Source organism: Streptomyces sp. NPDC008121 (assembly GCF_042957155.1).
Classification (GTDB): domain Bacteria; phylum Actinomycetota; class Actinomycetes; order Streptomycetales; family Streptomycetaceae; genus Streptomyces.
In genome coordinates this window covers 1-14,160 of record NZ_JBIBHT010000011.1, presented here as the reverse complement: position 1 = coordinate 14,160, position 14,160 = coordinate 1, and the positions used below count along the sequence as shown (strand labels likewise).

Here is a 14,160-nt window from a genome sequence, read left to right as displayed (position 1 = left end):
CCCTTGCGCACAGTACCGCCCGGCAGCCGCCATGCTGCACCCCCCGCCGCACTCACGGAACCGGACCTCCGACCACACGGCCAGGACCCGGCCGCAGGGCGTGGCGATTCTGCACCGTCTGCTCCGCCATGCGACAAGAAGGTGATGGGCATGCCAACGTGGGCTGCCGACGAGTCCGAACCCATATCCCCTGCACAGGCTGACCTGCTCGCCGCCCGCCTGAGGGGCCGGCTCCTGCGGCCCGGCGCCGGCGGATACGACGAGGCACGCAAGACCCACAACGGCGCGGTACAGCACCGGCCCCCGCTGATCGCACAGCCCCTGGACGCACAGGACGCCGCCACAGCGGTCACCTTCGCACGCGAGCAGGGCCTCGACCTCTCGGTGCGCTGCGGCGGCCACGGAGTCGCAGGACGCGCCGTCGCAGGCACCCTGGTGATGGACCTCTCCCGCATAGGACATGTCCGTGTCGACCCCCAGCGCCGGCTCTGCCGCGCCGGCGGCGGCGCCCTGTGGGGTGCCGTCGACGCAGCCAACGAGGCGTACGGGCTGGCCACCCCCGGAGGACGGATCACCCACACCGGTATCGGCGGACTGACACTGGGCGGCGGCCAGGGCTGGCTGTCCTCCCTGCACGGACTGTGCGTGGACAACCTCACCAGCGCCGAACTGGTCACCGCGGACGGCAATGTCATCAAGGTGAGCGACGACTCCGACCCAGACCTCATGTGGGCGCTTCGCGGCGGCGGCGGCAACTTCGGGGCCGTCACCGAGCTCACCTACCGCCTGCACGAGCTCGGTGACGTGCTCGCCGGCGGAGTCAGCTACCCCATGGAGCAAGCCGCAGAACTCGTACAGCACTACCGCGAGTTCATGCAGAACGCCCCCGCCGAGGTCAGCGGCTCGGTCTACCTCCCCGGCCCTCCCGCCGAACCGCTCGTCCCCGCGCACCTCCACAGCCGGCCCGTCGCCGTCCTCCTGCTCATCTACACCGGCCCAGACCTGGCCAAGGGGGAGAGGATCCTCAGGCCGATGCGCGAAGCAGGCCAGCCGCTGGCCGACCGCGTCCAGCCGATGCCCTACACCCAGCTGCAGTCCATCCTGGACCCCGCCAACCTCTCAGGCCGCCGCACCTACACCTCCACAGCCTTCCTGGCAGACCTGCCCGACCCCATGGCCCGCAGATTCCTCGAACACGCCAGCAACCCTCCCTCCAGACACTCCTACTGCGCCTTCACCCGGCTGGGCGCCGCAGCCAACCGCGTGCCCTGGCACGCCACAGCCTTCAGCCACCGCGAAGCGGTGTGGATGTGCTACATGGACGCCATGTGGGACGACCCGGCCGACGACGAAGCCAACCGGGACTGGATCCACGCCGCCATGGATGTCATCGACGGCTACGCCGGCACCGGCCGCTACCTCAACATCAGCGCAAACCTGGACACCGACGCAGTGCGGCGCTCCTACGGCGAACCGACGTACGAACGCCTCACCCGCATCAAGACCGCATGGGACCCGGACAACCTCTTCCGTCACAACGCCAACATCCTGCCCCGGCGGTGACGGCACACATGAACCGCCTGCGCGCTGTCATCACAGGTATAGGAATGCTCGCTCCCGGAGGAACCGGCCTGACCCAGTTCTGGCAGACCGTCTTCTCCGGAAACTCCCAGGTGCGCCAGGACCCCCGGATGGCAAGCCTCGGCCTCGCCAGCACCGTCAGCGCCCCCCTCAGCCAAGCCAGCAGCACCGCCCTTGACGATGCAGCCGGCCACAGCAGGCTCGAGCGCCTGGCGGCGGCCAGCTCCGCCATGGCAGCCGCAGACGCGGCACTGCCCCACCTGCACGACGCCGGCTACATCTTCTCCTCCACCCTGGGAGGCATCTGCGAGGTGCAGTACGCATACCAGCGGGCAACAGACAACGGCCAAGCCCCCCTGCAGGGACACCGCGCCCGGCCGGAGTTCTACAACGCCGTCTCCATCGACCACATCCCCGCCAGCTTCGCCCGGGCCCGCCAGATGCACGGCCCCTGCCTGGCGCTGTCCACCGGATGCAGCACCGGCCTCGACGCCCTCGGCCTCGCCGTCGACCTGATCCGCGAGGGAACAGCACCGGTCATGCTCGTCGGAGCCGCCGACTCCCTGCTCAGCGAACTGCCGTGCGCCATGATGGACGCCCTCGGCGTGCTCTCCCGCTACCCGGGACCGGCCCGCGGCGCCTCACGCCCCTTCTCCCAGGACAGGTCCGGATTCGTCGTCTCCGAAGGCAGCGCCTGCCTCGTCATCGAGGAGATGGAACACGCCCGCACCCGCCAGCGCCCCGCATACGCCGAGATAACGGGATTCCACAGCCTCATGAACGCCTACCACATGACCCACCTGCCCCCCGACGGCGCAGCGATGGCCGAGACAGTACGCGGCGCGCTCCACGACGCCGCCACCGACAGCAGCGAAATAGACTGCGTCTTCGCCCACGGCACCGGCACCCGGCAGAACGATGTATTCGAAACCAGGGCCTTCCACACCGTATTCGGCCCCCGGGCACCCGGCACACCCGTCATCTCCGTCAAGTCAGTCCTCGGACACGCCCACGCCCCCGCCAACCTGCACAGCGTGATCGCCGCCGCCGGCGCGATGCGCTGGGCGATGCTGCCCCCGACCATCAACATCGGCATACCCGACCCCGACTGCGACCTCGACTACGTGCCGCACCACGCCCGCCCCGCAGACATCCAGACGGCCCTGATCACCGCAAGCGGCCTCGGGGGCTACCACTCCGCCGCCGTCCTGCGCTCGGCCAGCACCAAGAACCTCACAGCATGACCACCCCCGCAGTCGCCGTCACCGGCATCGGCATCGTCAACCCCTGCGGCACCGGAACAGAACCCTTCTTCCGCGCCGTCCTCGCCGGAAAACCGGCCATCACCCCCCTCACCCGCTTCAACCACACCCTCAGCCCGGCACACGTCGCAGGCCAGATCCACGCATTCCCCGCACACGAGTTCATGACAGCCAGACAGTGCGCACAGACCGGCCCCCTGGCCCAGTTCGCACTCGCCGCCGCCGCCATGGCCCTCAGCGACGCCGGGCTGGAAGCAGCCGCCCACGACCCGCTGCGCTGCGGCGTCAGCCTCGGCATCGGATCCGGAAGCTGGTCAGACCTGGAAAACGGCCTGGACAGCCTGTACCGCACCAGCGCACCAGCCATGGGCCGCAGCGTGGGCACCGGCTGGTTCGCCGGCGCTGCGCTGGGACAGATCAGCATCCGGCACGCACTGCGGGGGTTCAGCAGAACCTACGCCGCCGGCCGGGCCAGCGGGGCAAGCGCTGTCCACCAGGCCGTCAGGTCAATCCTCTCCGGGCGCAACGATGTCGTCCTCGCCGGAGGCTCGGAAGCCTCCCTCACCCCCCTGGGCATCGCCTTCCACGGCGCAGCAGACAGCCTGGCACCCTCACACGACCCTGCCACCGCCTACCTGCCGTTCGACCGGCAGCGGACAGGCACCGTACTCGGCGAAGGCAGCACCATACTCGTGCTCGAATCAGCCGGACACGCCCGCCAACGCGGCGCCCGCATCTACGGCACCATCGAATCCTCCGCCATGGCCACGACCACGCCCGCCGCAGACGGAACCGCCACAGCCCTCACAGCATCCCTGACCCAGGCCGGCCTGGCACCCCCGCAGATCGGCGCCGTCTTCCCCGAAAGCTGCGGAACCCCTCACGGCGACCAGAACGAAGCACACGCCATCCGCACAGCACTGGGCACCGCAGCCCCCGCAACCCCCCTGTGCACACCGAAATCCCTCTACGGCCACCTGCAAGGCGCCAGCTTCCCCACCGAACTGGCCTGCGCCCTGCTCGCCCTGCGCCACGGCGAACTTCCCCCCTGCGCACCAGCCCTGGTACCCGACCCCGCCCTCGGCATCACCCTCGTCACCCAGCGCCAGCCCCTCCGCTCCGGCACCGCCGCGGTCCTCGCCCACTCACATGAAGGCCTCAGCTTCGCCGTAACCGTGCGCGCACCACTAACAGCACCAAAGGAACAGAAATGACCACACACAACACCGCCTCCACCAGCCGGGGAGACCCGGACGCCCCCACTCCGCCAGCCCCAGCCCCCCGCCCCGGCCAGCCGAGTCCCGCGCCGGCCTGCCCGCACAGCCTGCGCGGCGGCACCAGCACCAGCGACTACTGCCAGTACATCCAGCCCCAGCGCGTCATCAGCACCACCGCGGCCGGCCGCACCGCCAGCGACCAGTTCCTCATCTGCGGACTGGCCTCGGCCGCCCTGTGGTGGAGACTGCGCCAGCGCGACCTGCAGCTCATCACCTCCTGCAGCGACGAGCACCGCACAGCCAAACTCCGCAGACGCCTGAGAACCGTCGACGACCTCCTCACGCGCCACGCAGAGCTCCTCAGCCGGACCGACCCGGACATCTGGGCCCTCACCTTCCAGGTGGACCCGGAACAGACCATCAGCACACTCTTCCCCGCCAGCACACCGCCCGCAGCGCCCGCCTGGGCCGAAGCCGCCGCCGCCCGCCTCCAGGACAGCTTCAGACGGGTGCTGCGCGCCCTGCCCGGCCCCCGGCCGGAGCTCGGCATAACCCAGCTCATCGACATCACAGCACTGCTCGCTGCCGCCGATGACACACTGGCCCGCTACCACTCTGCAAGCACCGCCGCCGCCAGCATCGCGGACGTCAACGACCCGCTGATGTTCATGACCGCGCACCAGGGGCCAGAACTGTGGTTCCACGCTGCCCTTGCCGCCGTAGAGGAACTCCGCCGGCACCTGCGCGGGAACTGCTCCCTCGTGCAGGCGGCATCCCTGGCCGCACGTCTGGCGGGCACCATGTGGCTTTTCGTGGAAAGCATCAAAATCCCGCAGACAATGACGCCGGCAGAATACATGCGGTTCCGCCCCGAACTCCGCACCGGAAGCGGAGCCGAAAGCGTGCAGTTCCGGGCCTTCGAGCTCTCCCTCATCCGGGATGACCGTCTCTTCGCCAGGCTCGGGCGATACGGCCTCATGACCCCGGACCTGGCCGCCCAGTACGCCAGACCCTCACTCAACGAGGAACTGCTCGCACGGCTGGCTGAAGAGTCCCTCACCGGCGACGGCACCCAGGACGCCGTAGCGGCCCGCCTGGCCTCCCTGCTACGCGCCAACCAGGACCCCCCCGGCCTCCCGGGACTTCTGGCGCTCATGGACGCACTGCTCGACCTGGAACAGGCATGGGACACCTGGAGAGTGGTGCACATAGGCATGGTCGACCGGATGATGGGCGGCCAGCGCCGGGGCCTTGGCATGTCCGGCCGCCCAGACGGCCCCGCCGACGGCCGGCCCTTCCTTTCCCACACCCTGAACTGGGGACGCATGTTCCCCGCACTGTGGCGCGCCCGGGACTACCTCTGACACCAAAGCCAGGGCCCGGAGCCAGCCCCCTCAGCACACCAGATCCCGCACCAATCATTCCAGGACGGTGAGAAAATGCTGATCAAAAAGCTCGGCCACGTTCTGCTCCGCACCGCAGATCTGGACAGATCACGCGACTTCTACAGCAGCATTCTCGGCATGCGCATCATGGAGGACGACCCGGACCACCCGGAGGTCTGCACCTTCATGACCCTCGGCGAGGACTTCCATAACCTCGACCTGGCCCGGCACCCGGACCCCGAAAACGCACAGAAGCCCAGGGAAGACCACATCGGCCTCGTGCATATCGCGTTCCTCATGGAGAGCTGGGACGCGATGCGCCAGATGTACCAGCTGCTGCAGGACCGCAACGTCAAGATCCTTTCCGCTTCGGACCACGTCAACCAGCGGAGCATGTATGTAAAAGACCCCGACGGCAACGTACTGGAGTTCTACTACGAGATCCCCGACGCAGTGCACATCTTCGCCCAGGGACGCGACGACCACGACGAGAACCTGCCGGTGACACAGCCGGGCGAACCGCTGCCCGGATGGCTGGTGAAAGACTGGCCCCCCGTGCCTCCCGCCCAGACCTGACCCCCGGGAACGGCAGCCGCTCTCCGCAGAATCCGGGCGCTTTCCGGGGCCTGACCGCCCGCCGGAGAGCCCGTACACGCGAACCGGCCCGCGCATCCTGCGTCTCTGCAGCACCGGCCCGTTACGACCGCTCCCCGGCGCCGCGGCCAGCACCTGAGCAGCACACCAGCGGCGGCCCCGGCACGGGCAGTCCCCGGCCGGTCCTGACCCGCGCCGCGAAGGGCGGCGCCCCTGCTGCGGCACGGGGGAGAGGCCTGCCTGCCAGTGCTCCCGGGCTGGCAGGCACCGCAAAGAGGAATGACATGAGAAGCACCGGGACCCCTGGGCCCTTCTGCCCCGGCCGGCCGGCTGCCTGCGCAAGCCGGGAAGCATCCCGCAGACCCGGGACGGGGGTCTTCGCGTTCACCTCCCGGCGGCCGGCAAGAGCCGCCACGCTGAGCATCCTGCCCGCCGGGAGAGGGCCGCATCCGCCGGCCGGAACAAGTTCCGCAACACCCCCTGCCACCGGGGCAGGGCCGTCCTCGCTGCTGTCCGGTAAGAAGCGGCCCAGCACTGCCGCACTGAACGACCGCCCCGCCCGGCCGCCGGGCGTAACACAGCAGCAGACCACTCGTTATAGAGGCCGGACGCGTGAGGTGCACCTCTGTCACGACGGAGACACGCGGCCGCCTGTGCGGGGGCTCTGGATGCCAGAGCCCCCGCCCTCATGCTTCAGCCCCGGCGATGCGACGGATTCCAGACCCGGCCCCCGAGCCACTGGACCCAGCGCGGATCATCCAGTATCTCGTCCGGATCGCTCAGCCCCGCCGCCTGCAGGAAGACGATCACGTCGTGATCGGAGAAAGCCGTCCCCAAACACTCTTCACGGCCCTGGCGCATCACACTCACCCGCCGCCCACCAGTCTCCGAGGGCTCGTCCACCATGATTAGTGCTGCCATCCCCCCCACCATCCCGCCGCCGGCGCCTCTCCGCCACGGCGGGCTCCCCCGCGCACAGCAGCCCATTCTCCGGCCTGCAGGCACTGCGCTGTGCCTGCAGGAGGCTGCAGCAGAGCTGCCCGGCCTGTGCCGCGGCCCCGGTGGCGCCCGCCTATGCCCTGCCGGCCGCACCCGCTGTGCGTGAGGTCTGACCGGCCGGCTCCCTGATGACACACCGGGGCAGGCCCAGCCAGTGCTGGCGGGGCCGCAGCAGCCCTCTCCCGAGGAGCAGCGTGGGTGCCGCGATTGCGGACACTGCCCGCCGCGCGCCCCGGCCGCCGACGGCGTATCAGCGGTGACGCGGCCCGCTGCCGGGCGCTGCTGACACCATGTCACAACAACGGAGTGCGGACTGCAGGCGTGCGCCAGGCGCCCACCCACCCCATCGGGGTCTGCCCGCCGGCCAGCAGGACGGCCGGTATCTCAGCCCGGCCTTTCACGGGCCGGGCCAGCCGGCTGCCTGACCAGCAGACAGCGGCTGAATTCACTCCATCAGCTCACCTGCGTCGCTCTCCCTGCCGAGGTGAATACACAATGACCTTGCCGGGATTCCGGCACAAACGACTTCATCCGGAGGGATCCGTGACCCTTTTCAGGGTTTCCGTTGCTGCAGCCGTTTCTGTCGCAGGTATGTTCCTTGCCCCGGCCTCGACTGCGGCCTCACCCGAAGTGCTTCACATACCTGTCACGCAGACGTCCTGCTTCCCGAAGCATATATGCTTCTACCGGGAAATCAATTTTCTGGGCGGAGGAATCGCTGTACGGGCCGGGTTCGATCTGAATAACCTGGGCGGAAGTCTCGGTATAGACGATCAGATGTCGTCGTGGCGGAACATGAGCACCGAGCGGTACTGCTGGTACCCCGACCCCAATTTTGCGGGGATCGCCCGTGTAATGAGACCGGAAAGCGACGTTTCTGCGGTGGCCGCGGATGAGAACGACCTGGCGTCGTCCGTATCATCCTGTTGACCAGAGCCCCCGCGCTGAAGGGGAAGGGCGCCGGGCGGCGCGTACCCGCGGCTGCTGCCCGGGGCACGGGCAGAGCCCTGCGCACCGCGGCCAGGTGACCATCCGTCCCGCCACAAGGCGACGGCCGAGAAGACCGTCACCGAGCTGGAACCAGCCCGCCCGTCCGTGAAGCAGTCCGCACCCATTCTGCTGAAACTGTCGGGCACTGGACCCTGAGACCGGACAGCGGCCACGCCTCCGGAAGGCCTGCTGCCCCGGCGGTGAGCTCTCCTCAGCCCCGCAGCAGGGCACAGACGGCTTCCTCCTGCGTTTGCCGGAGCTTCTTCAGAATGGAGGGCCTGGTGTTCTCATTCGCCCGGGCGGTGATAGTGAACGTGATGGAACGCTTCCCGTCCGGTGTGGCCGCTGCGAGCTGGGTATAGCCGAAAAGACTTCCGGTGTGCCCGTAGACCGTCCCGCACCGGGTGGTGTACTGGTACAGGCCCAGGCCGGCGGCGTTGGCGCCCGGACCAGGGGTGTCAGCCTTCCTGCCCGGGACGAAGGCCAGCTGCTGGCTGCGGATCGCCGGGCTGAGCAGGCTGCCCCTGGCGTAGGCGCGGATGAAAGCGGTGAGGTCCCGGGGAGTGGATACCATGCCCGCGGCCGCCCATGGCCCGGACATGGAGAACAGTTCGCTTACATCACGAGGCGCCCCCGAACCGCTATCGGCGGGATCATAGCCGTGCATGTAAGGATGCAGAATACGGTATCCGGACGGCAGGCTTGTGTTCTTCAGGCCGAGCGGCTGGTACACATACTTCTTCAGAAGGGCATCGTAGCGGGCCCCTGACGCGGCTTCGCTGATCAGAGCAGCAGCCACATTGTCCGAATTAGAATAAGCGTATTTCGTTCCGGGCGGGAACCGGAGAGGCTGTTTTGCGGCGAACTTCAGAAGCTGCTGTGAATTGAAAGTGTGCCGGGGGTTTTCACCGAAGATGCGCTGGAATTCGGGCGACTGTGAATACTCGGGCAGCCCGCTTGTATGGCTGAGAAGCTGCCTCAGCGTCACCTGGTGCCACGCCTTCGGCAAAGCGGGCACGCGCTTGCCGAGCGTATCGTCAAGCCCCAGTCTGCCCTGGCTGACCAGCCCCAGAGCCACCGCCCCGCTGAACGCCTTCGAGATGCCGGCAATCCTCATATAGTCACCGGTACGCAGAGGCTGCTTGGTCCCGCGCTGCGCCGTCCCTGCCTGATAGACCTGGACACTTCCGTTCCGGTCCAGGACCGCAATAGCTCCCGGCGGTGCCTGAGGCCCGTTCACCAGCTCACGCAGCCGCTGCTGCAGCATCCGGTCCACACCCGGCGTCTCCTCTGCCCCCGCTGCTGCCGTAAGGAGACCACTTGCCATAACCAGCGCCACAGGCACAGCCGCGGCGCGGACCGCACAGGCATGCAGGACAGCGGTGCTGCGGAGCAGGGGTCGCATACTGTGTCCACCTCACGGGGGTACGCGGCACCACCCGGTACTGCGCTGCCGCTGTCATACAACGGTGTATCCCCGCTTTTGTCCCCGCAAGCGGGGACAGTACCCGCCCCCAGGCGGAAAGACCGCAACCGCCCACGCGCCCGGCTCCGGCTGCCCGGGCACGTACGGCCGGCACCCGAAATTGCTCTGGCGGTACGGCCGGTGAGCTGAGGCAGCGCCTTCGCGTACGCAGGTTGGTCATGACATACCGGGTGACCTTCGCCGGAATTCAGAACGGTGGGATGCCGGAGGACATCCACCGCCTGTACAACGCAGGGAAGTCCCGGCCCCGCACGCCCGAACGGCACATACCCGCCTACCAGCCGCCGCACAAGATCAACCCGACCTTGCAAGGACCTGTGGAAAATAGTCCGGTGGAAAAGCCGAAAAGCGGACGTGCCACGATGCCGCCGCAAAGAGAGTGCCGTCTCGGGCGGGACAGCGCCCTTCACTTCACGAATACAACGAGGTGCCCATGCGGATGACACACAAGCTGGCCACCTTCGCCGCAACTGTCGCAGCTGTCGCGGCTACCGGCACGCTGGGCGTCCAGGCAGCCCAAGCCGTCCCCGCCACCCATGCAGCTCCTGCCTGCGCGATAGAAACGAAGCACGTCATCACCACGGACGAGGGCTACGCCCTCACAGACATTGCGGCCATTTACCGCACAGAGCGGCCGGAGAGCAACACCACCGCGAATTACGAGCTCTGGTCCGAGCCGCAGAACTGCGCCGGCGGCGAATTTTACCTCCTCGACGTCCTGGAGAACCGTGTAATTCCCATGAGCGGGAAGCCCTCTGTGGAGAACTGGCGTGACGTCGGCTTCCGCCTTACCTCCGAGCAGCGTTTCATACTGGTTATGTACGGCGACCCGCTCAACCCGTGGGACGGCGACTTCATCGCCTCCGTCAGCAAGCTCATCCCTTAGCTTGTTCCTTAACCTCCGGTGCCGAAAGCCGCCCGGTAGCCCGGCCGCGGGGTATTTGTGGAGGGGTAAGGTGCGCGGGCGGGTCCCGGTGCGGCTGGACGTAGGTTCTACGCCTTCCGTCCGGCCAGGCAACAGTGCCCGCACCATGCCATCGGCTCGCCGCTAGCTGCGGCCGCCAGCGCACGCCGACGTCGTCGGGGCACTCACGTTCTACGGGCCGGGCTATCCGTCGCAACGCCAACCAGGCACAGCGGGACACCCCCTCCTCCAACGGAGTCCTTCAGGAAGGGGAGGAGTCACTAGGCCAGGTGGGAGCGCGCACGGTGAACAGGTGGCGCGTGCCGGTGCTGTCCAGCAGGCGTGCCGCCTGCGCGGGGATGCCGAACAGTTCCAGCGTCGCGCCCTCGGCGCGAGCGCGGCGGCGCAGGTCAAGAAGCATGTCGAGGGCGCTGGAGTGCATGAAGGGCACACACGACAGGTCCAGAGTTAGTGTCTGGCCGCGTATGTCGAGGGCGTCGGTGACCTCGGTGATATGAAGGCATGCGGACGTGTCGAGTTCGCCGGCCACAGTCACAACAACCCGGCCAGGCTGTGCGGTGACGTCGATGTGGAGGGAGTGCATGGCTGTCCGCCGTTCGGATCGAGGTCCGCCGCGGGCGCTTTCTCAGTATCGCGGGAACGGTCTGGCACACGAGCGGATGCAGTAACGACTGGGACCATCCGAGCGTCCACCTCGCGGGAGGGCCGTCGGCAGCGCTGGGGCTGCCCCGTCAGCCCCAGGCTCTATCCAAGAGCGTGTCACGCACGCGCCCAGAGCGCCAGACCGGCCTGCCCGCGCGATACGCCGCCAGTAAAACTTCCTGCGCTATACCGCATTCCCTAGAATTGCCGCCCGGAAGTCTTCCTTCGGGAGCTTTTCAATTCCGGTGTCAATAAGCCAGTATTGCGGGGGCGATAGCAGTCCGTGGGAGTACTCTCTTGGGAGTGATCCCAGGGCGGCGTAGCCTCCGCCCGCAGTCTTGAATATGCGATTGCGTGCAGTGTAATCCTTCCCTTTCCATATTAATTCGACATGCCCGGATATACCGTCTGGTTTCTCGCGGGTCATCGCGAGTGCGAATAGCCTTCTCTTTGGCTGTGATTCCATAGCCGTAAGAACGTCGCGCTCGCTCCCTCCCCTCACCAGGGTGCGTTCCCCGAAATCCATCAGATCTTTACTTGTGACCATTACACTCTTCCTCGGGCGGGCTCCCGCCCCGGAGAACGTGGAGACAAGGGCTGCTGCTATCACCTGGCACGGACCCGAGATCCCCCTTTCTCTCGTCCCTCGTCTAATCGCTGCCCACGCTTGCCTGCCAAAACCTCCACCTCCGGTTTCCGGAAGCATGAAAAACTCGTTTCCAGCTTCCTCGACTCCGGAGTTAATTCTGATCCGCACCTCCATGCGTGCCACTGCCTTCTCTGTCTCTCTGGTTGCTTTTGCGGCCTTACTGGCATCGGACAGCATTTTCCGTAACGGTTTGTGCAGGGCGCTTCCGACGCCGAGGGTGAGGCCTGCGGTACCGAGGGTGATGGATGCGATGTTGAGGGGGTCGTTGATCTGGGTGCGTCCGGTGGCCATGGCGGCGGTGTCGAGGGCGGTGGAGGCGAGGTCGAGGGCTGCGCCGATGAGGGCGATGGCGAGGGGGGTGCCGGCGCCTGCGGTGGCGACGGTGATGGCGGTGGTGATGACGGCGGCGGCGAGGGTGAGGCCCATGATGAGGTAGCCGCCCCAGTCGGGGATTTCGGTGGTGCCTTCGGGGTCGATGTTGGTGACGGGGTTGGCGCCGAAGGCCTGGTAGCGGTTGTGCTGGGGGGCGGGGTCGGGGGTGGTGAAGCGTCCGGTGGAGGTGTCGTAGAGGCGTGCCTTGAGGTACTGGGTGCCGTCGGGGCTGGTGTATTCGCCGGCGTAGGTGAAGGGATTACGTGCGGCACCGGCCGGGCCTGCCGGTGCTGTGCCGGCTGTGCTGCCGGGGGTCTGGGGCAGGCTGCCGGGGCTGGTGTGCTGGCCGTAGTCGGTGTACTGCCAGGCCTGGGATACCTGGCCGTCGCTGGTGGTGAGGGCGGTGGTGTTTCCGTGCCGGTCCTGGATGAGGTATCCGGCGCCGGTCGGGGAGGCGGTGTCTGCGCCCTGGCCGGTGAGGGTGCGGGCCTGGCGGGTGCCGGCCATCAGATACGACGCCGTCACCGCCGCCTGAGAGCCTTCGCCTCCGTTTTCGCCTGTAGGGGCATCCTCTGTACCGGTGCCTGCTTCACCTGTGCCCCCACTGGTGTGGGTGTCGTTGAGGATGGTGCCGTCGGGGGTGTAGTAGAGGCGGGTGGTGTGTTCCTGCGGGGCCGTGGTGGTGCTGCCGGTTCCGCCACCGCTGGTGTTTCCGTGTGCCGTCCCGGGGCTCCCGGTAGTTTCGGTGGTGGTGGCGCGGGTGCCGTCGGCCCAGTAGGTGTAGCGGGTGTGGGTGCCGTCGGGGGTGGTGGAGGTGGCGGGCTGGCCGTGGAGGTTGTAGGTCCAGGTGGTGCCGTCGTGTGCGGTGGTGAGGTTGCCGTCGGTGTCGAAAGCCTGCGTGTGTTCCCGGCCGCCGACGGTGAGGGTGGTGAGCCGGCCGCTGTTGTCGATGCCGTGCCCGGTGACTTCTGTCTTGCCTGCCTGGTCTCCGGTGTGGGGGGTGGTCTCGGTTTTCACGACGTCGCCGGAGACGTTCAGCTCATAGCGGCTGGTGGTGAGCTTTTCCCCGCCCGCGCCGAGGATTTCTGATCCGGTGAGGCGGTTGTAGGCGTCGTAGGTGTAGCGGGTGGTCGTGGTCACCGCAGGGCCGGGGGCACCGCCGGGGCCGGCCTGGGGGCGGGTGTCGGTGCGCTGGGTGAGGCTGCCGTGGGCGTCGTAGGTGTAGGCGGCCTCGGTGACCAGGTGGCCGTCGCGGGTGGTTTTCTCGTGCCGGATCTGGTGGGCGCCGGTGAACTCGGTTTCGGTGACCACCCCGTTGCCGCGGTCGGTCTTGATGATCCGGCCGAGGCCGTCGTAGGTGTAAGCAACCTTCGCTCTGACCGGGCTTTCGCTGTCGTCGCGTTCGTGCTGGACGGCCTCGCGGATGGTGCCGTCAGGGTGGTAGGTGTAGAAGGTGGTCAGCCCGGCGGTGTCGGTGGACTTTGCCAGCAGGCCGTGGTCGCCGTATTCCTGCCGGACGGTCTTGCCGTCAGGGTAAGTGACGGAGGTGGTGTTGCCGTCGGCGTCATAGGCGTAGCTGATCAGCGTGGCGTCCCGGTCGCCGGGGCTGAACACTTCGGTGACGGCGCCGGTGTGCGGGTCGTAGCTGTAGCCGGTCTTCTCCGTCGTCTTCCCGTCCGCGGAGGTGACAGCCACTTCAAGGACGTGGCCGGTCTTGTCGTCATACCGGTAGGAGGTCTTTATGCCGCCGGGGGAGACGGCCTCTTTGACCTGTCCGGACGGGGTGTAGGAGAACACGGTCTTCTTCCCGTCAGGACGGTATTCCTCACTCACCCGGCCGGCGGCGTCGCGGACCACAGTGGTCCCCGAGCGGCCTGCCTCACGGTCCTGTCCGGGGGTGAGGGTTTTGACCACGGGTGCGCCGGTCAGGTCGCGGGGGCTGGTGGCGGTGACCGGCCCCCCCGGGAAAGCGGCGGTGTCCTTCGGGGTGAGGGTGGTGCTCTCCACCGCACCCGCCGTGCCGTAAGACGGGGTGACCGCCACATCCTGCGACACCGA

Annotated in this window: 11 protein-coding genes; 7 read left to right on the top strand and 4 right to left on the bottom strand. The window is 67.8% G+C overall.

Annotated features, from left to right (window positions below; all coding sequences use genetic code 11):
• Positions 1-150: 150 nt before the first annotated feature.
• The 5 genes from ACFZBD_RS31090 to ACFZBD_RS31070 all read left to right on the top strand — a co-directional run bounded on the left by ACFZBD_RS31090 (position 151) and on the right by ACFZBD_RS31070 (position 6,021).
• Positions 151-1,563 (top strand): FAD-binding protein, encoded by a 1,413-nt coding sequence (locus ACFZBD_RS31090; protein ID WP_391146183.1) that lies wholly within the window; start codon positions 151-153, stop codon positions 1,561-1,563.
• Positions 1,509-2,825 carry a beta-ketoacyl synthase N-terminal-like domain-containing protein gene (locus ACFZBD_RS31085; protein WP_391146181.1) on the top strand — a complete coding sequence of 439 codons (1,317 nt, stop codon included), beginning with the start codon at positions 1,509-1,511 and terminating at the stop codon, positions 2,823-2,825. The genes ACFZBD_RS31090 and ACFZBD_RS31085 overlap by 55 nt, the downstream gene beginning before the upstream one ends.
• Positions 2,822-4,057: a beta-ketoacyl synthase N-terminal-like domain-containing protein gene (locus tag ACFZBD_RS31080; protein ID WP_391146178.1), complete on the top strand. Its 1,236-nt coding sequence runs from the start codon at positions 2,822-2,824 to the stop codon at positions 4,055-4,057. The genes ACFZBD_RS31085 and ACFZBD_RS31080 overlap by 4 nt, the downstream gene beginning before the upstream one ends.
• Positions 4,054-5,424, top strand: coding sequence for a tryptophan 2,3-dioxygenase family protein (locus ACFZBD_RS31075; RefSeq protein ID WP_391146175.1), 1,371 nt, complete (start codon positions 4,054-4,056; stop codon positions 5,422-5,424). The genes ACFZBD_RS31080 and ACFZBD_RS31075 overlap by 4 nt, the downstream gene beginning before the upstream one ends.
• 75 nt (positions 5,425-5,499) lie before the next feature.
• On the top strand, positions 5,500-6,021 hold the full coding sequence (locus ACFZBD_RS31070; RefSeq protein ID WP_391146171.1) for a VOC family protein: 522 nt from the start codon (positions 5,500-5,502) through the stop codon (positions 6,019-6,021).
• Between the two features lie 711 nt (positions 6,022-6,732).
• Here the strand turns inward: ACFZBD_RS31070 and ACFZBD_RS31065 are convergent.
• A complete protein-coding gene (locus ACFZBD_RS31065; protein WP_391146169.1) occupies positions 6,733-6,960 on the bottom strand; it encodes a hypothetical protein in 228 nt (75 codons plus the stop codon).
• 573 nt (positions 6,961-7,533) lie between these two features.
• Between ACFZBD_RS31065 and ACFZBD_RS31060 the strand changes: the two genes are divergently transcribed.
• On the top strand, positions 7,534-7,968 hold the full coding sequence (locus ACFZBD_RS31060) for a peptidase inhibitor family I36 protein (RefSeq protein ID WP_391146166.1): 435 nt from the start codon (positions 7,534-7,536) through the stop codon (positions 7,966-7,968).
• 271 nt (positions 7,969-8,239) lie between these two features.
• Here the strand turns inward: ACFZBD_RS31060 and ACFZBD_RS31055 are convergent, their stop codons facing one another.
• Positions 8,240-9,295 (bottom strand): serine hydrolase, encoded by a 1,056-nt coding sequence (locus ACFZBD_RS31055; protein ID WP_391146254.1) that lies wholly within the window; start codon positions 9,293-9,295, stop codon positions 8,240-8,242.
• Between the two features lie 658 nt (positions 9,296-9,953).
• On the opposite strand from ACFZBD_RS31055, the gene ACFZBD_RS31050 reads away from it, so the two are divergent.
• Positions 9,954-10,400 carry a hypothetical protein gene (locus tag ACFZBD_RS31050; RefSeq protein WP_391146164.1) on the top strand — a complete coding sequence of 149 codons (447 nt, stop codon included), beginning with the start codon at positions 9,954-9,956 and terminating at the stop codon, positions 10,398-10,400.
• Positions 10,401-10,680: 280 nt separating this feature from the next.
• Here ACFZBD_RS31050 and ACFZBD_RS31045 read toward each other — a convergent pair whose 3' ends face one another.
• Complete coding sequence (locus ACFZBD_RS31045; protein WP_391146162.1) at positions 10,681-11,022, bottom strand: STAS domain-containing protein; 342 nt, start codon at positions 11,020-11,022, stop codon at positions 10,681-10,683.
• 243 nt (positions 11,023-11,265) lie between these two features.
• On the bottom strand, positions 11,266-14,160 hold a 2,895-nt coding region (locus tag ACFZBD_RS31040; protein ID WP_391146159.1), incomplete at its 5' end, for an RHS repeat-associated core domain-containing protein.

What these genes read in the sequence shown, in the direction of transcription:
- ACFZBD_RS31070 (WP_391146171.1), top strand. Translation starts at nt 5,500, where the DNA reads ATGCTGATCAAAAAGCTCGGCCACGTTCTGCTCCGCACCGCAGATCTG.
- ACFZBD_RS31090 (WP_391146183.1), top strand. Translation starts at nt 151, where the DNA reads ATGCCAACGTGGGCTGCCGACGAGTCCGAACCCATATCCCCTGCACAG.
- ACFZBD_RS31085 (WP_391146181.1), top strand. Translation starts at nt 1,509, where the DNA reads ATGGGACCCGGACAACCTCTTCCGTCACAACGCCAACATCCTGCCCCG.
- ACFZBD_RS31055 (WP_391146254.1), bottom strand. Translation starts at nt 9,295, where the DNA reads ATGCTGCAGCAGCGGCTGCGTGAGCTGGTGAACGGGCCTCAGGCACCG.
- ACFZBD_RS31045 (WP_391146162.1), bottom strand. Translation starts at nt 11,022, where the DNA reads ATGCACTCCCTCCACATCGACGTCACCGCACAGCCTGGCCGGGTTGTT.
- ACFZBD_RS31065 (WP_391146169.1), bottom strand. Translation starts at nt 6,960, where the DNA reads ATGGCAGCACTAATCATGGTGGACGAGCCCTCGGAGACTGGTGGGCGG.
- ACFZBD_RS31050 (WP_391146164.1), top strand. Translation starts at nt 9,954, where the DNA reads ATGACACACAAGCTGGCCACCTTCGCCGCAACTGTCGCAGCTGTCGCG.
- ACFZBD_RS31075 (WP_391146175.1), top strand. Translation starts at nt 4,054, where the DNA reads ATGACCACACACAACACCGCCTCCACCAGCCGGGGAGACCCGGACGCC.
- ACFZBD_RS31060 (WP_391146166.1), top strand. Translation starts at nt 7,534, where the DNA reads ATGACCTTGCCGGGATTCCGGCACAAACGACTTCATCCGGAGGGATCC.
- ACFZBD_RS31080 (WP_391146178.1), top strand. Translation starts at nt 2,822, where the DNA reads ATGACCACCCCCGCAGTCGCCGTCACCGGCATCGGCATCGTCAACCCC.